Source organism: Flavivirga eckloniae (assembly GCF_002886045.1).
Classification (GTDB): domain Bacteria; phylum Bacteroidota; class Bacteroidia; order Flavobacteriales; family Flavobacteriaceae; genus Flavivirga; species Flavivirga eckloniae.
In genome coordinates this window covers 713,655-735,302 of the sequence record NZ_CP025791.1, presented here as the reverse complement: position 1 = coordinate 735,302, position 21,648 = coordinate 713,655, and the positions used below count along the sequence as shown (strand labels likewise).

The following is a 21,648-nucleotide window of genomic DNA, read 5'->3' as shown; positions in this document are numbered from 1 at the left end:
GCTACCCATCAATCAACAGAGAAACGGAATGTGATTTAAAAAATGCATTCCTAATAAATCAAATCAAATATTAATAACCTATTTATTATAAAATACAAATACCCCTCAAATACAATGATTAAAAAAACAACAACAATTTTAAAAGTGTTCTTACTTTTATTATTTACCACAAATACATTTTCCCAGAATTTTGAATGGGCCAACAGAATTGGATCTGCTACGCATGATGAAGGAGAAGAAGTCGTAGTAGATAACAATGGCAATGTTTATGCTATTGGATATTTTAAAGGTATATTGGAATTTGATCAACCTAATATTCCGCAATTAGAATCGAATGGCGATAGAGATATCCTTATTCAAAAAATGGACTCTAACGGAAGCCTGATCTGGGCTAAACATATTGGAGGAACAGAAGAAGATCTTGCCGCTTCAATGGTAATAGACAACTCAGATAATCTATACATTACGGGATCATTTCGTGGTACAATGGATTTTGATCCGGGAACAGGACAAACGCTTTTATCTTCGCAAGGAGAAGAAGATATTTTTGTTCTAAAAATGAATTCTGATGGCGACTTGCTATGGGCTAAAGGTATAGGAGGAACCGGAAAAGATGGCGGAAATAACCTTGCTCTAGATTCAGCAGGTTATGTATACACTACTGGCGAATATGTTGGAAGTGTAGATTTTGATCTGGGAGCAGGAGAAGCTATTTTAACAACAACGGCTAGACTCTCTTTTTTCATGCAAAAATTAGACACAAAAGGAAACCTTATCTGGGCAAAAGATTTCGGGTTTACACCTGAAGGGGCCATTGCTATAAGTGCTAATGGAGATATTTACAGAACAGGATATTATAGTGGCACTGTAGATTTCGATCCGGGAGCAGGAGAAACCATTTTGTCTCCAGTATCAACGCCAAATGCCCCGGGGCCTCTTCCAGATGCATTTATTCAGAAATTAGATGCCAATGCAGATTTAATCTGGGTAAAAAGTTATGGAGGACCAGGCTTTGAAGTTGGAGCTTCAATTGGTTTAGATGCTAATGGATATGTTTACACTACTGGTGGATTTGAAGGAACGATAGATTTTGATTTAGGACCTAAGCAAGTGTTTTTAACTGCCAAAGCTAATAACCCTCACTTTTGGTTACAAACCATGTTTATTCAAAAACTGGATGAAGACGGAAACCTTATTTGGGCTAAAGCTTCAGATGTAACCCCAGATGTTTCCATGAAAATTGACGATAATGGAAATATTTACAGAACAGGATACTTTTTAGGAACACAAGATTTCGATCCGGGATCTGCAACTGTTAGTTTAACAACAAAAGGAGGAGCGCAGGGAGATCTGTATGATGGCGATACCTTTATTCAAAAGTTAGATACTAATGGTAATTTTGTATGGGTTTCAAGTGTTGGAGGTAAAAGAGATGATTTTTCATATTCAATTGCCTTAGATGGAAATAACATATACACAACCGGTTTTTTTGGAGATACGGTAGACTTTAATCCAGAAATAGGCTCTTTTGATTTAAAGGCGAAAGGTTCTGGTGATATATTCGTTCAAAAATTGAGCGAAGTTGTTAAAGGAACTGGATCGGAAGAAGATGAAATGCCTATAGTGTTTCCTAATCCTGCAGACAAGATTCTTCATTTGAGCATGCCAGATTGTCAAGTAGCTGATAAGGATGGGCAGATAACTATTTTAGATGCCAATGGAATTGTCATTCCAATTACACCAATAGTAAGTAAAAATTCTAAGGCTTGTTTGGATTTTGAAGTAAGAGAGTTGGTACCAGGTTTATACTTTGTTAAAATAAGAAAAGGAGATCAAGTAACCATACTTAGGTTTATTAAAAAATAATCTTATTTAGCCTGAGTTCGATTTAAAATAAGCTCATTTAATATTGTTGCTTGTTATCTTGAGCACGCAGTTGAAAGGCTCAACCTAACATGTAGATATGTTGTTGAATCGAACTCAGGTTATTTACTTTAATATCGAGATTTCTTTTTATAATTTATCGTTTTAAAAATATTAACGAAATTCATACAAAGCATATAAAATATTAAAACATAGTATTTTACAACGCTTTAAAATCCATTCACCCTTTTTTTAGGATCATTCACCATGAAAAACAGAGTATTCACCATATTTTTTTTGTTTGAATTTTAAAAGGTATACTTTTGCTCTCTTATATATATCCCAAAAAAAATGAACAACGTATTTAAAATAAGTGCCTTATTGCTAATTACCTTACTTATAGGTTGTAGTTCTGATGATAGTGAAAATCCAGAAACAGATGCCGAAGCAACAAAAGTAGATTTAAAGACTGCATTCTTAGATGATTTTAAATTGTCTGAAGTTGCGTATACAGATATAGATTTAACTCAGCCAGAAATTGTTGATGAGAAAGAAAAAACACCAGGTAAAATTGTTATTACCGTTCCTGCAACTGTAGCTAATCTTAATTTAAGTTTGGCTTCTGTTAATTTTGATAAATCTAAATTTGAAATATCCCCGGCAGTTGAATCAGTACAATCTTTTGAAAATGGCAACTCCGTTAATTACACTATTACATCTAAAGAAGATGCTAGTAAAAGTATTCACTATGCAGTCTCTGTAATAAAAGAGAAAGTAGAGTTTAATATTACAGGCTTTAAATTTGAAAAAAGTAAAAATAACTTATTGTCTTCAGATATAGAAGCAACTAAAATAGTTGAATATAAAGTTAACAACTCGAATGCTATTTATGTTTTTGTTCCTGTGGGGACAGATTTAACAGCGCTTATTCCAACTATAAATTTTGAAGGCGAATCGTTAGAATACAAGCAAGGAGGTGATGCTTATAAAACATATCCAACAACAGACCTTAAAATTAATTTTAAGAGTGATTATAATAAATTAAATTTTACTGATAATAATGAATTAACCCTATTGCTTAAAAGTTCTGGGTTGAGTAAACTTTATCGTGTTATCGTAGATGTAGAGAGCCCGATCTCATTTAAGGAAAGTTCGGTAACAACACCGGATATAGCAAAAGGAACTGTTAAAAACATTAAGTATAAATGGGTAAATAATGGAAACCATCCCGTATGGGATCGCCTGGATGCTTCAGAATTTGTAGATAATACAACCGATAAAAAAGGAAATATATTTAGTGCCACGTTGCGAAAAATAACAACTCCAACAAGTTTGGATGTTTTAATTATGCCTGGAGAAGAAGGAGATGTAATAGTTACTGTTACGGCCGATGATGCAAATGTTAACACAGGAGATTACGATACAGGTATTGTATTTACTCCAAAATACGACGTGAATCGGGCAGTTATTAATGATATAGAAGATGATTTAAACCCGATAGAAGATATATTTACGCCAGTAACATTGAATGTTAAAGCAACGATTATAAGCAATTGATAGTTATGTTTTTAAAAATATAAGACTAGATAAATCTAAAAATTGTTAATTTGGGGGTTAACTTTATTTAAAGATTAACCTCTTTTTATAAATATATGCTATAGTGAAAAAGTAAATTAGTATTTATCCTTAAGTTTAAATATTAATTTACTTTTTTACAATCAGGTTTTTCTTACTCAAGACAATATTAGCATTTTTTTATAGTTTTGAGGTTTACTATTTGAATAGTTTCCTCAAATCTAAAATGTATTTATGGTAGTTGGTAATAAAAAAGTACTTATTGTTGAAGATGAATTTTCTATTGCGTTAGACATTAAAATTAGTTTAGAAAAATTAGGATATGTTGTTGTAGGTATAGCCAGTAATTATAATGAAGCAATAGGATATGTAGAAGAAACTACACCAGATGCAGTTGTTATGGATATTAATATCTCCGGAGAAAAAAATGGCATCGTAACAGCTACAGATATCTACGATAAATATAAAACCCCAATTGTTTTTTTAACGGCCTATGGCGATGATAATACGTTTAAAGAAGCCCTACAATCTAGACCTTTTGGGTTTTTACTAAAACCATTTAATATAAAGGAACTGTCTTTTACAATTCAAATAGCGTTACAAAAGCATCAGGAAAATAAGGCGCCTAAAGAAACGAAAACCAGTAATAAATTATCCGAAACCATATTTGTTAAGGACAAATCATTACTTATAAGAGTAAAAGTAGATGACATTTTATGGGCTGAAGCGATGGATAATTATACCCAAATTGTTACTAAGGAAAAAAAGATTCTGGCAAATATGTTTTTAAAAGAACTATATGAAAAAGTGCCGCAAGATAAATTCTTAAGAATTCATAGGTCCTATATGGTGGCTTTAAATAAAATCGATAAAATAGAAAATAGATTTGTTTTTATTGAAGAACATAAAATTCCAATAAGTAAAGCCTATAAAAGTCAATTATTAGAACGATTAGATATTTTATAATATGAAAAAAGTAATGCCCCTTTTAAAGAGATTTGTTTATCTCTTTTTTTTGTTTTTTTATGTTTCGGTGGTTGGTCAGGTTGATAGTTTAGAGCAGAAATTAATCGATGCCCCAAAGAAAGATAAAATTGAAATATATCTACAATTAGTAAAAAAGTATAGTAACACTAATGTAGAAAAAGCTATAGACTATGCCAAGCAAGGCTTAGAAATTGCTAAGGAAGAAAATAGTAAGGAAAGAGGCACATTTTATTTAAAACTAGGGTTTTTACATAATGATGTATCTGAACACCTAAAGGCACTATTTTATTATGAAAAAGCATTGGAAGTATCCGAAGAACTGGATTATGAGTTAGGTATTGGTAAATGTTATCAAAATATTGGGGTAACTCATGTAAAAATGGGGAATTTCGATAAGGCACTGGATTATGACCTAAAAGCACTTAAAATTTACGAAAAGCATAAAGAGGGAAAGTTAATTACCATGCTAACGGGTAACATAGGCTCTTTATACTCTTGTAGATTAGGAGATAATGAGAACGGCCTGTTGTATTATAACAAAGCATTAAAACTTTCAGAAAAAAACGAAAATTATCAGTTTAGATCACATATTCTGGGAGCTGTTGCCGAATTGTATATGAGGCAAAAGGACTTTGAAAAAGCAAAAAGCTTTATAAATAAATCTGTTGAAATAGCAGAAAAATCTAACTACCATAGAATCCTCATATCTGGTTTAAGTAACCTGTCTCGAATAAGTTTAGAAGAGAAAAAGTATAAAGATGCATTAAAGTACTCTAATGAAGCATTGCAAATACGCTTAAAAACGGGATATACAGAAAACAATATAGGAACATACCTCACACTAGCAGAAATCTATGAAAAGCTTGGAGATACCCAATCTGTAGAATCGAATTATAATCAAGCACTTACTCAAGCTTTAAAAACAAATGCCTCACCTCAATTATCCAAAGTTTATGAGGCGCTACATAAATATACACATCGAAAAAAAGATTACAAGAAAAGTTACGAGTATCTATTAAAATATAACGAAGCAGAAAATGCATTGTTTACCAAAGAAAAGGATAAACAACTAAAAGAAGTTCAGGCAAAATTCGATTTAGAAAGTAAAGAAAAGGAAATTTTGTTGCTAACTAATGAAAACAGAATTAAGTCGTTAGAGAATCAAAACCAGCGTAGAGCACAAACCATATTAATAATAGGGGTTGTGGCATTGATAATAATTCTAGTAACACTATTTTATGCTTATAAAAATAAACAAACGAACAATAAGACTCTGGCAGAAAAAAATAAAGTGATATCTCAAACTTTAAAAGATCGCGAAATACTATTAAAAGAAGTACATCATAGGGTTAAAAACAATTTACAGATTGTATCAAGTTTATTAAGACTTCAACATAAGTTTGGGAGTCATAAAAGCTCAGTTGAAATATTGCAGGAGATTCAAGATAAAATACAAGCCATGTCCATTATACATGAAAAGTTGTATAAATCCAGTGATTTATCGTTAATAAATTTAGAATCCTATCTTGATAATTTATTAACCTATTTTAATACGAGTTACGATCTACCGAAACAGAACATAAAAATAACGACAACAATAGACGATATCGATCTTAGCATGGATCGATTAGTGCCTTGCGGTTTAATTGTTAATGAAATAATTGCTAATAGTATTAAATATGCTTTCCAGGACAACTCCAGCGGATATATTAGTATTAAAGCTTCAAAAAATGAAAATGAATGTGTGCTTACTATACAAGATACTGGTGTTGGTTTTCCGGAAGACTTTAAAGTAGAGAATAGCCAGTCTTTAGGGATGCAGCTCATACAGGGGCTCACAAAACAAATTAAAGGTACCGTGGATATTATTTCCAATCCGGGCGCATGTTACACCATTAAGTTCAATATGGCATAAAAATAACTAAAGCAAATTTTACTCACCCGTAATTTGAATACATTCACCATATTGAATCATACGGTTCACCATATTAATTTCTTAATAGAACCATCGTTTAATAGGTTTGTATTTCATGTTCAATTTAAAAATAAATGAGAAGAACTATTAAATTGCTTAGTATAGGAGCTATATTGTTTTCTACGCTTTTTATAATGAGTTGCGATTCTAGCGACGAAAACATTAACACATCTCTCAATATAGAAGAGGCTAAACTTAAAGATTTTCGATTAACATTTATAAAACGGACAGGGATGGAACTGGAACACCCTGAAATTGTAGATAATGAGGAAGTAGCTTATGGGAATATTAAAATAACTGTACCAAGTACAACTTCTTTAGATGAAGTGCACATATCTATCACTTCAGAAGAGCTAAACCTGAGTAAGTTTAGTATGTCACCTAATAATATTGCGTTGTCTTTTGAAGGCAATAAAACACACGTATTTACAATTAGTGAAGTAGGGGGAGATAAAGAAGCCTTATTACATTACAATGTTAGCGTTATTAAGGAGCAGCCACCTGTTCTGGAGACTTTAAAACTAACAAGCTTTACATTTGAAGAAAGTAAAAATAAGGGTGTCATACCTAACGATATTACAATTTCCAGAAGAGCAGACGTTAACCCAAGTTACGAAAAAGTATATCTTATAGTTCCAGTAGGAACCGATTTCACCAAATTAGTTCCAACCATTACTTACGAAGGGTCTAATTTGTATTATAGCCAAGACTCCTCGCTATCGTCGGGAGATATGAATGAGAAATATCCTGATGGCAACCCTAGTTTCGATTTTAAATACCCCAAGCCATTTTTTCTGGCAATTAAAGATAAAGACAATGAAAAGGTACAATTAATCAAAGTTATAGTAGATGTTGTTAATCCAGTTAAGATAGAAATGCCATCAGTTACAACGCCAGACGCAACAGAAGGAAGCCCTGGATATTTTACAGGTGTAACAAAATGGATCAATGTAGGGAATCAAATAATCAATTTTCAAAAAGCGACAACTTATGAAGATATAAGCCCGGTTACAACCCCTCCAACAAATGTAATTACTGTGGACAGAGAGCTTCCAAGTGGCGGATTATTACCTGGAGAAAGTGCCAGTATAAATGTGCGCGTATTTCAATATTTTCCGGAAGAAACCTATAAAACAACTGCTGTTTTTTACACCAGAATGTATAACGATAATGATAGTGATGATTTATTTGAACCATCAAAAGTAGCCGTAACAACAAAGATTGTTAAATAATAAGATTAACCATTTGTTCGTACATATGTTATTGGTGCTAGAGGGCCAATAGCTTTGGTTAATCGCTTAAGCGAGGCTGAATTCCTAGGGTTTTTAACTTAGAGAATTCAGCCTCGTTTTTTTATAAAAGACAGATTATTTAGTTTTTAGTCCCAATAAATAATCGGCAGCAGCAAACGGTGTTGTTTGATTGGTTTCAATAAGATACAATTGATTTTCCAGTTCTTTTTTGATGTCCGAACGATTAAAAAAGTCAGATTTTAATTGCTCCTCTATGGTTTGGATAAGCCAAAATTTGTTCTGCTCATGGCGCTTCTCATTAAAATAATTGTTTTTAGAAGTCATGGTTACATACTCTAAAATCAATTCCCAGATAGCATGAATACCTTCATTTTTAAGCGCACTACAAACCATTACTTTAGGTTGCCAGTTAGAAGTTTTTTCTGGGTAGAGGTGAAGCGCTCTGTTAAATTCTATTTTAGCGAGTTTGGCATGTTTTAAATTATCGCCATCTGCTTTATTAATGGCAATAGCATCGGCCATTTCTATAATGCCTCGTTTAATACCTTGTAATTCGTCTCCAGCACCAGCTAGTTTCAATAGCAAAAAGAAATCCACCATGCTATGCACTGTGGTCTCACTTTGACCAACCCCAACAGTTTCAATAATAATAACATCAAACCCTGCGGCTTCACATAAAATTATGGTTTCCCTAGTTTTTCTGGCTACGCCACCTAAAGAATCTCCAGAAGCAGACGGACGTATAAAAGCATTATCATCTTTTACTAAATCTTCCATTCTGGTTTTATCACCTAAAATACTCCCTTTTGTAAGCGAGCTGCTAGGGTCTATAGCTAGAACAGCAATACGTTTACCCTTAGCAGTAAGGTGCTTGCCAAAGGTTTCAATAAAGGTACTTTTTCCAACTCCGGGAACCCCTGTAATACCAATACGAATAGATTTGTTTGCATGGGGTAAACATGCTTTTATTATAGTGTTCGCTTTTTCTAAATGCGCTGGGTTTTTGCTTTCAACCAAAGTAATGGCTCTACTTAAGGCTGTAATGTCTTTATTTAAAATAGATGAAACTAAAGTATCTGTATTAATTTTAGATCTGCGCTTCTCTTTAATAGACTCTATACTGGATAGATTGGTAATTTCCGAAACCGAACTTCCTTTTTTTTCTTTAAGTGCAGATTTTTTCTCCTTGGCCACGAGTAAACAAATGTTTGTCTAAATTACTATTTTATTTGATAAAGTTACGGGATTACTACCTTCAATTACAAACACTGAGTACTATTTATTTATTGTTTATTTGTGAAATATTTTGATGAGGCGCAAAGTCGCGAAGGTTTACTGTTTGCTAGTGATGAATATTGTTAATTGAATATTGTTTACTCAGAAATAAATAAGTTTACTTAAAAATAAATACTGTTTATTCAATGTTAAATGCTTTGCACTCTATTTTTATTTAGTTTGTTATTTTCCTCGCAGAGGCGCAAAGACGCAAAGAAATACTGTTCACAGTTACTGAGTACTGCCACTGAACACTGTTTACTGAAAACTAAAAAAAGAAAACTTACTTAAGCGGCACAGCAACTTTTACATCATCCCATGCCATGGTTAAAAACAAATTGTCGGTAGAATTATCGAAAGCAATAGTAAATTGCTCAACCGTAGAAGTTAATTTCTGAACTGGGATTTCAATATTTAAAACATCAAAATCAGGATTCCACATAGGTTTCATGTCAGAATCAACACCCCATGTATATTGTTTAGAGTTAAACATGACTGTCCATGTTGTATCCTTAGGAACCGTCCAAAGCGTATATTTACCCATAGGTAACAACTTACCTTGTATTTCAAGAGGTTGATTGGTTTTAAACGTAGTAGCTTCGTTTGCACCTGTACGCCATACCTGATCAAAAGGCACTAAAGCTCCAAAAATCGCTCTGTTTTTTTTGGAAGGTCTGTTATAAAATACCTCTAATTTTAAATCATTAAGTTTAAATTCTACTATATCTTTAGGACTTAAACGTTGTGCAAAAATATTTTCAACAAAAAACGAATATAAAAATAGACCTAGTGCTACTATAGATAGAAAAAACAATATACGTTTTAAGAAAGTGTTCATACGAGAGGTTTTTTTCGGATATAAATATACTTTAAAAAGTAATGATTATTAAAAAAGGAGGTTTTTTTTAACCATTTTTAAGATTTTAAATAAACCCAAATAATAAAAAAAAATATTTTTTTGCAACACTGCATTTTTTTTATCGTCTTTTAAACGAACTAACTTAAAACCAAAAGTAAAATTAGCATGTTTCAAGTTGACATTATTGAACAATGTAAACAAAACAATCGCAAGGCACAATTGCAGTTATACAACCAGTACTGCGATGGGATGTATATTGTTGCCAAACGATTTTTAAAGGATACTGCTGAAGCCGAAGATGTTGTGCAAGAAGCTTTTATTAAGGCTTTTGCCAAATTACATCAATTTAAGGCCGAAGTTACTTTTGGGGCTTGGTTAAAACGTATTGTTGTTAATAAAAGTATAGACCTATTAAAATCTAAAAAACAACAACTTGTTGAGTTAGATGAGGTGCACCTAAAAGTGGTCGATACTACACAAAACGACGAATGGTTGGTAGATGATGCAATTACATTAAACGATGTAAAAAAAGCAATTAATGAATTACCGGATAAGTATCAATATGTTGTGATGCTTTATTTAATTGAAGGATACGATCATCAGGAAATTTCGGAGATTTTGAATATTTCAGAAGTCGCATCACGCACACAATTATCCAGAGGTAAAAGTAAACTACAAGAACTGTTAACACTTACAAAAGATGGCACAAGATATTAGAGAGTTATTTAAAAATGATAAAGTGACGCATGAAAAAATGCCTAAAAACCATCAACAACGATTTCTTGAAAAGTTAGATGAGGCCATGCCGGTAGCGAGCAAACCCAAGTTTAATTGGATGTATATGGCTGCAAGTGTTGTATTGCTTATAGGTTTGAGTTTTGGTGCTTTTAAATATTTTCAACCCGAGCCAGATAAACCTATAGAGGTGGTAAAGGCCAATATTGATGAAACAAAAACCCTTGGAGATGTTTCGCCAGGACTTAAAAAAGTTGAAGATTATTATTTGGCAAGTATTAATTTAGAATTATCTAAAATAGAATACACTTCGGAAACCAAAGATCTTTTTGATGGGTATTTACAGCAATTGGATGAACTTGATAAGGAGTATAAACGCCTATCGGAAGAATTAACCGAGTCTGGACCTAGCGAGTTAACAGTAAATGCATTAATTGACAATTTAAAGTTTCGTTTAAATCTTTTGTATCGCTTAAGAGCACAATTAAAAGAATTAAATACTTCTGATAATATTACTGAAGAAGTAGAGTCGTCAATCTAAAAAATCAAAAAATGAACAAGTTAATTATAAAGATCAAACTTTTTGCTTTAAGCTTTCTTATTACAGGAGGTTTGGTGGCACAGCAAAAGTTGACTAAAGTATCCCAATCTATTAAGGTAGATAAGGACGTTACAATCGATTTAAACACGAGTCATTGTAATGTGGTGATTGATACATGGAATAAAGATGTTATCGAAATTGAGGCATATATTGAAGGTGATGGTTTAAGTAAAGAAGCCTTGGAAAATGCTTTAGAGCTTTGGAATGTTGATGTTGATGCATCGAATAAACAAGTGGAGATAAAAGCAAAGGGGTCAGGGACTAATACTTGGGTTTATAGTGTTGGGCATGGTGATGATGAGGCTGTACATGCGCTATTGGAAGAATTAAAGTTTGAGTTGGCAGATATTCCTGAACTTGAACATTTAAACTTTGATATAAATGTTGAAGTGCCAGAACTTCCGGAACTTCCAGAATTGCCGGAGCTTCCAGAATTGCCACCTCTTCCCGAATTGCCTCCGCTTCCTGAATTACCGGAAGATGTTAATAGTATTCACTTCGATTATAATGCTTATAAGAAAGATGGCGAAAAGTATTTAGAAGAATACACTCAAAAATTCGAATCGCAATATGGTAAAGACTATGCGAAAAAAATGGAAGCATGGGGACTAGAATTTGGAAAAGAATGGGGTGAGAAGTATAGTAAGCAAATAGAGGCATGGGCCAAGAAATATGATGGGAAATGGGAAGAAACGTATGGGGAACAAATGGAAGAATGGGCTGAACGTTTTGCAGAAAGAATGGAAAGACAAGCCGAACGTATTGAAGCTAAATCAGAACAAATAGAAAGAAGGCAACAAGGGCGCGAAAAGGCACTCCAGAGACGTATAGAGGAACGCCAAAGACATATTGAAGCAAGGAAAAATCATATTGAAGCAAGAAAAAAACATATTAAAGAAAGAAAAAAGCATATTGAAGAAAGAAAAAATCATATTGAAGCAAGAAAAAAACATATTGAAGAAAGAAAAAAGCATATTGAAGAAAGAAAAAGACATGCTGAAAAACGAGAGGCATTAGCGAACAATAGGAGAGTTTTAGTGGAAAGATTGGTTAATAAAGAATCTAAATCCAAGGTTAAAAAGACTATTAAAATTAAAATGCCCAAAAAAGCGAAGCTAAAGGTTAATGTTAGACATGGTGAAATTGAATTTGCTGCTAATGTTGATGATTTAAAAGCAGAGCTATCGCATACAAAGTTTACAGCACATAGCATTAATGGAAGTGGAACTTCCATTAATGCTTCGTATTCGCCAGTTAGTGTAGTGTATTGGAATTTAGGGGAATTAAACCTTCGTTATACGGATCATGTTGCATTGGATCATGTAAAACATCTGGTTTTAAACTCTAATTCATCCAATACTACAATACAGCATTTGTCGGGAAGTGCCATTATAGATGGTAATATTGGCGATTTGAAAATTTTAGATATAGGAGATACGTTTTCTAATCTAAATATTATAATTCAAAATAGTAATGCTGTTATTAAACTGCCTAAGGTAGATTATAATTTTCAGTATAAAGGAAACCGTTCGCACGTAAGTTACCCCAAAAAACAAATTAGTAATAATACTTCTAATTTCTCTGCAGGCAGTTTAGCTAGTGGAAAGAGCATTGTTATAAATGCCAAATATAGTAAAGTGACTATGCATTAATACAAGTATTGTATTACCATAATCTTCATTGTTTTTTACGATGTATTTTCCAGAAACTAAATTTTCTTCTTGTAATAAATCCTAGTTTTTTATATAACTGTATTGGACCAAGGTTGGTTTGATCTACATGTAAAAACGGAGTTTTCCCTTTTTTAAATATTTCGTCGGCAGTATGTGTAATAAGTTGTTTTGCATACCCTTTACCTGTGTGTTCGGGATGTGTTATTACCGCACTAATTTCAGTAAAATTATTGGTTTGCATACGCTCTCCAGTTACCGCAACTAGCTTTTCATTTTTATATATACCGTAATACCGACCTAGTTTATTGGTTTTCGACTTAAAATATTCGGGATATACCAGTTTTACTAAACCAATTAAGTCGTTGTAATGAGACTCTGTTAGTTCTACAATAGCCTCCATAATAGGATAGTTTATAGGATTATATATAATCATTTGTAAACCTATATACTCAATAGGAGCGTCAAAATGCGGAGGCATTTTGGGCTTGTCGCCAACTATAAAAAATTCATCGATTAATTTCGCGTATTCTTCTATAGCAGCGCTAGTATCTGCATTATTTATAAAAGCTCCAAATGGTCCGTAATCGGGATGAAAAAATTTCACGTCACCGTAATCGATAGCCTGATTAAAATGGCAATCGGTTAATGAGAACCAAACGGGATTATTTAAAGCGTCTTCAGGAATTATCATTATTAAAACTAATACTTTTGTTTATATCGCTAATAATTTCTTCTACTGGTGTTGTAAAATCAAACCACATGGTTTCCTCGTTCTTTTTAAACCAGGTTAACTGTCGTTTTGCGAAACGCCGCGTGTTCTTTTTTATTTCAGAAACAGCAAAATCAAGTGTCCATTCATCATTTAAATAATTAAATAATTCCTTGTAACCTACCGTGTTTAAGGCGTTAAGATTTTTAAAAGACTCTAAGTTTTTAACTTCATCTAATAAACCTTCTTGCATCATGATATCTACCCGTTTATTAATTCGGTTGTATATGGTTGTTCTTTCCGCAGTAAGCCCAACAGTAACCGTTTTAAAAGTCCGCTTTATGTTTCCTTTTCTTAAAAAAGAGGTATATGGTTTGCTTGTACCGATGCAAATTTCTAAAGCGCGAATAACACGATGTGGGTTGTCTATAGCAATAGTGTTATAAGCCGTAGGATCCAGCTGTTTTAATTGTTCTTGTAACTGTAGTAGCCCTTTTGTTTTTAAGTCGTTATTAAGCGTTTCTCGAATACTGCTTTCAATCTCTGGAAAATCATCCAGACCTTTAGTAACAGCATCAACATACAATCCGGAACCACCAACCATAATTACAGTATCATAGGTTTTAAAAAGTATATTTAAAGTACTGATGGCATCTTTTTCAAAGGCGCCAACATTATAGCCATCCTTAATGGATTTATGATGGATGAAATGGTGTTTGGCAGCTGCTAGTTCGTCGTGAGTAGGAGCTGCGGTTCCAATATGCATCTCTTTAAAGAACTGTCGGGAGTCGGCAGAAATAATTTCAGTATTAAAATAATTTGCCAATTTTATACTTAATGCTGTTTTTCCTATGGCTGTAGGACCAACTATGGAAATAAGTGTTTTATTCATCATGTAAATTATGCCCACATTTATAGCAAAACTCGGCATCATCTTTATGCTTTTCTGCTATACAATTTACACAAGATTTAGAATTTAACGGTATATCTTTATCTTGTTCTTTACTAGCTTTACTTTGCGAAACATACTCTGCAGATACAATTCCAGTGGGTACGGCTATGATACCATAACCCAATATCATAACTATTGAAGCTATAAACTGTCCGAGTGGAGTTACGGGCGAAATATCGCCATATCCAACTGTAGTAAGCGTTACAATACACCAATACACACTGGTTGGAATACTTTTAAAGCCAGCTTCATCGCCTTCAACTAAATACATGATAGTTCCCAAAATAATGGAAATGATTATTACAGCAAAAAGAAAGACGGATATTTTTACACGGCTAGCTCTTAGAGCTTTAGCTATGGTGTTGGATGCTCCTAAATAGCGTGCTAATTTTAAAATCCTGAATATACGTAACAATCGTAATGCCCTTAACGCTGCTAAGGCATGTACGCCTCCAAAGATTATCGATATATATTTTGGGATGGTCGCCAATAAATCCACAATACCATAAAAGCTGGTAATATACTTATACGGCTTTTTTACCGTAATAATTCTGGCAATATATTCAATAGTAAATAGTATGGTAATGACCCATTCTGATATGTTGAGGAAGTTATGGTATTTAGCATCGAAAGATTTAACACTTTCTAGCATTACGAGTATAATACTAGCTATAATTGTAATAAGTAAAATAATGTCAAAAAGCTTGCCTACACGGGTATCTGCTTCATAAATAACATCATGAAGTCTAATTTTCCAATGTCTTTTTTTTGGTTTATCCATGTATTCAAATGTAAGAAAGATAGATTACTTTTTCTTAATAAGTAGTATTGAATTCGTTTGAATAGTTACAATTTTGCTCATAAACTCCTTTAAGGCCTGATAATATTCTGGTTCGTAAATGGCTTGGTTAAAGTTTATTTTCATCATCATAACTAAACTGTTGCCTGCAAACTTAGTTGAGAAGAGCACACGGCCGGCGTTATTGGGTAAGGCTATACTTCTTTCTTTAGGCATTTCAACAATGCTGTAGTTGTCATTTAAATTGAGCTTAAGCGAATAGAAATAAGTGTCTTTATAACCAAAATCGATAGGGTAGGTTCTTTCTTGAAGTTTAAAAGGGTTTTCATTAAAAAAGACAACAAAGAAAGGGTTTAAATAGATATGGTCTCCAGTGTCTTCGTAATTATATTCTATGTGATAAGATTCATTAAATTCCTCGCTGGTTATATCTTTGTCTGTTACCTTAAAATCTGAAATATCAATATAAGGAAACTCATTTTCAAGCTTTAGCAAATGGGCATCTTTGTTTTGGTAATATGATTTTTTATAGTTTAAAGCATGGTATCCTGTTCGTCTTGAGGCGACATCACCAGAGAGTGTTTCGTTTTCATCAAAATTCAATTCTACCTTATAAAGCACATTCGAAGGTCGGCTTGGTTTTATGTCTATCCATTCGCTGCCTTTTTTAAAATCCATAAGCCTGCCATAGCCGTTTAAACATCTAAAGGGAATATCACCAAAATTCAGGTATTTATCTGTAGCATCTAAATAGTAGATTTTATCGTTTATGGTTGCCTGAACGATTATATAATTAAAGTCTGAAATAACTGGAAAAACTTTTGTGGCAAACCCATTATTTCTGGTTGATAATAAAACAGGTTTTACATTTATTCCAGACTCTTTTAATAAATTATGGAGTAAAATGTTTATGGACGATACGTTGCCCGATTTACTTTTAATTAGATTTTTAATAGAGACATCCTGAAATATTTTATAATCTCCGTTCCATATATAATTTTCTTGAACGTAGCTGTAAATACTGTTTGCCTTTTTAAGCATATCACTTTCGTTAATAACTTCAGGCTGCAAAAAGTCTTCTAAATTTATTGATTTTCTTAACTGTTTCCCTATATCTTTATCTGTCTTAAATTCTCTATCGACAGTTTTCCATGTTTTTGCATAATTATGTATTATGCCATCGAAGCTTTTAAATGTTTGCAATTCATATTCTACCCTTGCTAAATAATTATCTCTAGTAGTCATAAAGTCTTCTTCTATAAAAGCAGGTATGTCTTTCATGGCATATACACTAACTCCACAATCGGAATAGCCGCCTCTGGAACTTTCCAGACAGTGTTTTTCTACTTTCGATGTATTCGTGGTCAATTTTTTGCCCCCTACTAACTTTATGTTATAAAACCAGTTTCCCGGTATACTTGTCCTGTATTCGCTGTACAACGTTGGGATGTCGCTTTGAAAACGCCATCCTTCGTATTTAAACATAAAAGGAGAGATACGTTTGTAGCTATAAGTTATTACAGATCCTGGTTTTATATTGGGTAAAGTGAATTTTACCAGAGTGTGGTTTTCGTCATACTTCTCTCTAAAAATATCTTTTTCAAGTAGTTTTGTTTTGGTTACTTTTCCATTTACCAGATTGTAGGTGGTTGCCACGATGTTATCTACTTTTTCTTTTCTGTCATCTTTGTTATAGAGGTGAATAGAAACATTAGCTTTATCAAAACCTTCTTTGTTTAATATTTTTATTTTTTGCTTTATTTCGGTTCTTAAATCATAGTCATATCTATCTACATAACTATTTCCAAGTTCGTATATGGTTAGGGCATTGGCTGTGGAATCTTTTTCGAAAGTGTTTGTTTCCAGATCACCTAAAGTAACCTTGTAATGTTGGGAATTGAAATTTGATTGTGAAAAAAGTGCTAGGCTAGAGAGAAATAAATAAAGGTAGATAATTTGCTTCATTATTTGTCAAATATGATTTGTTTTACTTTTTTGTTTTTGCGTAAATAACTTTGAATGATGTGTTGTGTATCCCTATTATTATTCATAGGGGTTATAATAGACTCAAGAACTTCTATATTGGTTATTTGATAGTTAAGATTAACGAAACCTAAGCCTTTAAATACACCATTTTCAATTAGTATAGCACTGCGTTCGTCAATGTCTCTCCCTCTGTCTATAATAACCATGTTTTTGTTGGCATAACTGTTCTTCGATAGGAACAATTCAACCCTTTTGTTATAAGATTCTGCAGGTTCTTCTTGAATACAGGCGCCTTCGCATGTTTTTACGTCGTAATTAAAACAGCTGCTTTTGGTTTTATAGATGCCTGTTAGTTTTTGGCATAATTTGTATTCTTCAATAGCTCTAACTATAAAGCTTTTACCACTTTTTTTATTGTTAAAAGTCGTGATCGGTTTTTTACGTCCGTCAGCAATATCAAGTTTTAAATTAATATAATTGTTTTCGTCTTCAAAACTGTATAAGGCGTGCGTAAAGCTTGATCGTCGCAAGGCTCGGTTTAGTATGGGTTTAACACGTTTTATTTCTTCATTTTCTTTTAAAAGGGCAACTAGCTCACTACCCGTAGCTTCGTAGGTTACCGTGCTAACCTGAGCTTGTATTTTTTTGGATTTCGGATTCGTGTTTGTGAAGTGCTGATTGATGCGTTTTTTTATATTGTTGCTCTTTCCTATATAAATAATATCACCATTGGCTTTATGGATGTAGTAAACACCTGTAACGGCAGGTAATTCTTTTATAATATCTATATGTTTTGGCTCTAATTGGTGCTTCGGATTTAATCGTATGGATTCTTTGATAATACTTTTAGAGGAATCTTTATCTAAAAGCATTTTGAAGAGTTTTACTGTGGCTAATGCATCACCAGAAGCACGATGCCTATCTGTAACCGGAATACCAAGAGATCTAACTAATTTGCCCAGACTATATGAGGGTTGGTCTGGAATTAAGTTTTTTGACAGCTCTACAGTGCAGAGCGATTTCCTTTCGAAATCGAATCCCAGACGGCTAAATTCTGTTTTTAAAATGCGGTAATCGAACTGTGCGTTATGTGCCACTAGAATACAATCGTCTGTAATCTCTACAATGCGTTTGGCTACTTCGTAAAACTTTGGGGCATTGCGCAGCATATTATTGTTTATACCGGTTAGGTTTACTACGAATGGCTGTATGTCGCGTTCTGGATTAACAAGGCTAATAAATTGATCGGTAATTTGATGTCCGTCATGTTTATAAATTGCAATTTCTGTTATACCTTCTTCGTTGTATTTACCTCCGGTAGTTTCTATGTCTAATATTGCGTACAAAAAATATTTAGGCGTTTATTTGTTTGCTTTAGGTGTTATTATTCTAATACTTTTTTGGTTAAAGGTAATCTGTCTTACTAAGAAGCTTTAATGGGTAGGTTATTTTGTCTCACTACTTCTTAATAGTCTGTATTAACTATAATTTCTTATTCCAAATATACTACTTCCAACTCTAACCATAGTGCTTCCACAATTAATAGCTAGTTTATAATCGCCACTCATGCCCATACTCACCGTGTTTAACAGGCAGTTATCCTTTTTTATGGACTTTAAGTTTTCAAATGCGTTTTTTAAATAGTCAAACTCTTTTTTTACCTGATTTTCGTCATCAGTAAATGTAGCCATACCCATAAGCCCGACTATTCTAATATTTTTTAATTCTGAAAAGGCTTCCGATTTTATTATTTCTGAAGCTTCTTCTGGAGTCATTCCAAATTTAGAATCTTCTGATGCAATTTTTATTTGAAGCAAACAATCGATAACCCTATCGTGTTTTGTCGCTTGTTTGTTAATTTCCTTTAAGAGTTTAAAATTATCTACGCCATGAATTAAACGAACAAAGGACGCCATATATTTCACCTTGTTGCTTTGTACGTGTCCGATCATATGCCATTCTACATCATTTGGCATAACTTCATATTTATCCACCATTTCCTGGATTTTATTTTCTCCAAAAACACGTTGCCCCGCATTATAAGCTTCCATTAAGTCACTTACGGGTTTCGTTTTAGATACGGCAACAAGTGTAACATGTTCGGGTAATGATGATTTTATACTTTGAAGATTTTGTTGTATGCTCATTATTAAGTGAAAATTAATCCCAAATTTTGGGTCTATCTATATTAGCAGCTCTTAAATAGCTTAGTAATTGTCCGGTGTGTACTGCCTCATGATACGCTATGCGGTTAAGATAATCGCCTAGTGTTTTGCTTTGTCCAACTTCTGTACGTTCAACCCTAATCTGTTCCAGATTTGATGGACTAAGACTCTCGATCATGTTAATAAAATCTTTTCTGTAAGGTTCTGCAAACTTAAGTTCTGCTTCAATATCACTGTATGGCAAATCTTGCCAAGGGGATTTATAAGTCCCTAAGTTGCCTCTGTTCTCAATGATTTTATGAAATAAATGTTCGCCTTCCAGTACATGTCTTATCATTTCTATTATTGAAAAAGCCTTGTCGTCTGGTTTCCAATGCAAGTGTTCTTTAGAAATGCCTTGCCATAATTTTATACTTCTTCTTCTAATTTCGGAGAAGTTTAATAGAATAGTTTCGGTTGCGTTCATTTAAATCTTTTTTTGATAGAAAGGGGAGATCAAATTTATGCTAATATATCAAAATTCGTAGATAGTAACACCACTTCGTAATTTTGGTTCAATAAATGTGCTTTTAGGTGGCATGGTTAAGTTGCTGTCTGCTATAGCTTTTATTTCTTCAACCGTAATAGGAACTAAACCAAAACCAACTTGAAATTCACCACTATCTACTTTATTTTTTATGGTAATTAAATCATTTTTACCATGTGAGTAGTCTATACGGGTGTCGTTGCGTACATCTAAAATACCAAGGATAGGTCTTAGGATAGTTTTGTAAAGAATTTGAGTATCCAAGGCTTCTAAAGCGTCACTAAACTCATAATTACTTTTTCTGAGAAATAAAGAATAAAATTCACCATCAAGATACATACTAAAATGATGTTTACGAGTTGGTTTATATAACGAGTGACCTCTATTTTCAATGCGATACATGGTATCAAGCTTTATTAAAAAAGCCTCTTTGGTTAGCCCATTTAAGTCTTTAACCAACCTGTTGAATTCATGAATTCTTAAATCCGATTCGGGAATAAGGTAACTCATAAAGTAATTATAAGGTTCGTTTCCAGTATGGGTGTCGTTTTCAGATTTCAAATCTTTAGAGAGTAGACATGAGGAAGCCGACCTATGATGCCCATCTGCAATATATATGGTTTCAATTTTTTCGAAGGCACTACTAATTTGATTAACCAATTCCGGATCGTCGAGTTTCCATAAATAATGGGTGTCTCTGTATGTGGTAGTAAATTCGTATTCTGATCTATCTTTTTGAACTTCAGAAATGATGTTAGCAATTATAGTGTTGTCCGGATAGGTTAGGAGTACAGGTTCCGCATTAAAACCAACAGTTTTTAAATAGTCTTTAAATACATTTTCTCTATATTCAATAGTATCTTCGTGCTTTTTTATAATGTCTTTTTCATAATCTTCAGAACTGGCAGCAGCTACTATTCCAGAAAAAACGTGACCTTCTCTGTTTACAATTTTATACACATAGTAGCTTGGTTTTTCATCTTGGGTAAAAATGCCATCTTCTTTAAATTCCAGATACCTGTTTCTTACCAAGTTGTAACGTTCCTTTCCGGAAATAGCTTTATGATATTTATAACCCGGATTTATAATATGTAAAAATGAAAATGGATTATAACCCATTCTGGATTCACGTTCTTCTAGGGTGTATGTTTGATACGAACGAGCAGCAACCAGACTTACTTTGTCTCGTGTTGGTCTTACTGCTTTAAAGGGGATTATTTTTGCCATGTTTTAGTGTTCAGTGTTCAGTGTTCAGTGTTCGGTGTTCAGTGATCAGTATTCAGTAATCAGTGTTCAGTACTGCTGCCAACTGACCACTGATTACTGATCACTAGTTTTCTGATTGCACCCAAATTTTCCTGGATTTTGAATCATATAATTAATTAACTTACCAACCTCACTACTTTCAGTCATAAGGTTATTGTAAGTTTCTTTTGAAATATATTCACAATGCAACGAAAACTCTAACCATGTTTGGGTTTCTGAGTTTTCTGCATCACTATCTGTTAATTTACTTGTAAAATGTTTGGGATACAGTCTTTTGCGATAAGCTTCAGATATATTGGCGCATACACTTCTGGATGATCTTCTAACTTGGTCGGTGAGTGAATATGTTTCCTCTTTTGGAAAATGTTTCGATAGATGAAAAATTTCCATTGCCAAATTAAAAGATTTTCTATAAGCCAATAAATCTTGAAATCTCATTACTGGAATTT

General features: G+C 33.1%; 19 protein-coding genes. 8 read left to right on the top strand and 11 right to left on the bottom strand.

The annotated features are described in order from the left end of the window. Positions 1–114 precede the first annotated feature (114 nt). The 5 genes from C1H87_RS03070 (at position 115) to C1H87_RS03050 (ending at position 7,632) form a co-directional block, all read left to right on the top strand. Positions 115–1,866 carry a T9SS type A sorting domain-containing protein gene (locus C1H87_RS03070; protein WP_102754409.1) on the top strand — a complete coding sequence of 584 codons (1,752 nt, stop codon included), beginning with the start codon at positions 115–117 and terminating at the stop codon, positions 1,864–1,866. Positions 1,867–2,214: 348 nt separating this feature from the next. Next, positions 2,215–3,420, top strand: coding sequence for a hypothetical protein (locus tag C1H87_RS03065; protein WP_102754408.1), 1,206 nt, complete (start codon positions 2,215–2,217; stop codon positions 3,418–3,420). Positions 3,421–3,672: 252 nt separating this feature from the next. Then, positions 3,673–4,404 carry a LytR/AlgR family response regulator transcription factor gene (locus C1H87_RS03060; RefSeq protein ID WP_102754407.1) on the top strand — a complete coding sequence of 244 codons (732 nt, stop codon included), beginning with the start codon at positions 3,673–3,675 and terminating at the stop codon, positions 4,402–4,404. 1 nt (position 4,405) lies between these two features. After that, positions 4,406–6,340, top strand: a complete 1,935-nt coding sequence (locus C1H87_RS03055; protein ID WP_102754406.1) for a tetratricopeptide repeat-containing sensor histidine kinase — start codon at positions 4,406–4,408, stop codon at positions 6,338–6,340. 134 nt (positions 6,341–6,474) lie between these two features. Beyond that, positions 6,475–7,632 carry a hypothetical protein gene (locus tag C1H87_RS03050; protein ID WP_102754405.1) on the top strand — a complete coding sequence of 386 codons (1,158 nt, stop codon included), beginning with the start codon at positions 6,475–6,477 and terminating at the stop codon, positions 7,630–7,632. A gap of 135 nt (positions 7,633–7,767) precedes the next feature. On the opposite strand, the gene meaB is transcribed toward C1H87_RS03050, so the two are convergent. Both meaB and C1H87_RS03040 read right to left on the bottom strand, forming a co-directional pair. Further along, positions 7,768–8,847 (bottom strand): methylmalonyl Co-A mutase-associated GTPase MeaB, encoded by a 1,080-nt coding sequence (gene meaB, locus C1H87_RS03045; protein ID WP_102754404.1) that lies wholly within the window; start codon positions 8,845–8,847, stop codon positions 7,768–7,770. Positions 8,848–9,211: 364 nt separating this feature from the next. Continuing rightward, a complete protein-coding gene (locus C1H87_RS03040; protein ID WP_102754403.1) occupies positions 9,212–9,766 on the bottom strand; it encodes a DUF2911 domain-containing protein in 555 nt (184 codons plus the stop codon). Between the two features lie 186 nt (positions 9,767–9,952). Between C1H87_RS03040 and C1H87_RS03035 the strand changes: the two genes are divergently transcribed. The 3 genes from C1H87_RS03035 to C1H87_RS03025 are packed head-to-tail and all read left to right on the top strand — an operon-like array spanning position 9,953 to position 12,775. Continuing rightward, on the top strand, positions 9,953–10,504 hold the full coding sequence (locus C1H87_RS03035; RefSeq protein WP_102754402.1) for an RNA polymerase sigma factor: 552 nt from the start codon (positions 9,953–9,955) through the stop codon (positions 10,502–10,504). Beyond that, positions 10,488–11,063, top strand: a complete 576-nt coding sequence (locus C1H87_RS03030) for a hypothetical protein (RefSeq protein WP_102754401.1) — start codon at positions 10,488–10,490, stop codon at positions 11,061–11,063. The genes C1H87_RS03035 and C1H87_RS03030 overlap by 17 nt, the downstream gene beginning before the upstream one ends. 11 nt (positions 11,064–11,074) lie before the next feature. Continuing rightward, positions 11,075–12,775, top strand: a complete 1,701-nt coding sequence (locus tag C1H87_RS03025; protein ID WP_102754400.1) for a hypothetical protein — start codon at positions 11,075–11,077, stop codon at positions 12,773–12,775. Positions 12,776–12,800: 25 nt separating this feature from the next. On the opposite strand, the gene C1H87_RS03020 is transcribed toward C1H87_RS03025, so the two are convergent. The 9 genes from C1H87_RS03020 to C1H87_RS02980 all read right to left on the bottom strand — a co-directional run bounded on the left by C1H87_RS03020 (position 12,801) and on the right by C1H87_RS02980 (position 21,637). Beyond that, positions 12,801–13,487, bottom strand: coding sequence for a GNAT family N-acetyltransferase (locus C1H87_RS03020; RefSeq protein WP_102754399.1), 687 nt, complete (start codon positions 13,485–13,487; stop codon positions 12,801–12,803). Continuing rightward, positions 13,474–14,397 carry a tRNA (adenosine(37)-N6)-dimethylallyltransferase MiaA gene (miaA, locus tag C1H87_RS03015; RefSeq protein WP_102754398.1) on the bottom strand — a complete coding sequence of 308 codons (924 nt, stop codon included), beginning with the start codon at positions 14,395–14,397 and terminating at the stop codon, positions 13,474–13,476. Before miaA ends, C1H87_RS03020 begins: the two co-directional genes overlap by 14 nt. Continuing rightward, positions 14,390–15,238 carry an ion transporter gene (locus tag C1H87_RS03010; RefSeq protein ID WP_102754397.1) on the bottom strand — a complete coding sequence of 283 codons (849 nt, stop codon included), beginning with the start codon at positions 15,236–15,238 and terminating at the stop codon, positions 14,390–14,392. The genes miaA and C1H87_RS03010 overlap by 8 nt, the downstream gene beginning before the upstream one ends. Before the next feature lie 24 nt (positions 15,239–15,262). Next, positions 15,263–17,221, bottom strand: a complete 1,959-nt coding sequence (locus tag C1H87_RS03005) for a DUF3857 domain-containing protein (RefSeq protein WP_102754396.1) — start codon at positions 17,219–17,221, stop codon at positions 15,263–15,265. Next, entirely contained in the window at positions 17,221–18,588 is a 1,368-nt protein-coding gene (locus C1H87_RS03000; protein ID WP_102754395.1) for an exonuclease domain-containing protein, read from the bottom strand. The genes C1H87_RS03005 and C1H87_RS03000 overlap by 1 nt, the downstream gene beginning before the upstream one ends. A gap of 132 nt (positions 18,589–18,720) precedes the next feature. Then, entirely contained in the window at positions 18,721–19,389 is a 669-nt protein-coding gene (locus tag C1H87_RS02995; RefSeq protein ID WP_102754394.1) for a YggS family pyridoxal phosphate-dependent enzyme, read from the bottom strand. Positions 19,390–19,402: 13 nt separating this feature from the next. Continuing rightward, entirely contained in the window at positions 19,403–19,873 is a 471-nt protein-coding gene (locus C1H87_RS02990; RefSeq protein ID WP_102754393.1) for a DinB family protein, read from the bottom strand. 48 nt (positions 19,874–19,921) lie between these two features. Beyond that, positions 19,922–21,160: a DUF1015 domain-containing protein gene (locus C1H87_RS02985; RefSeq protein WP_102754392.1), complete on the bottom strand. Its 1,239-nt coding sequence runs from the start codon at positions 21,158–21,160 to the stop codon at positions 19,922–19,924. Positions 21,161–21,253: 93 nt separating this feature from the next. Then, positions 21,254–21,637 (bottom strand): four helix bundle protein, encoded by a 384-nt coding sequence (locus C1H87_RS02980; RefSeq protein ID WP_102754391.1) that lies wholly within the window; start codon positions 21,635–21,637, stop codon positions 21,254–21,256. Positions 21,638–21,648: the final 11 nt, after the last annotated feature.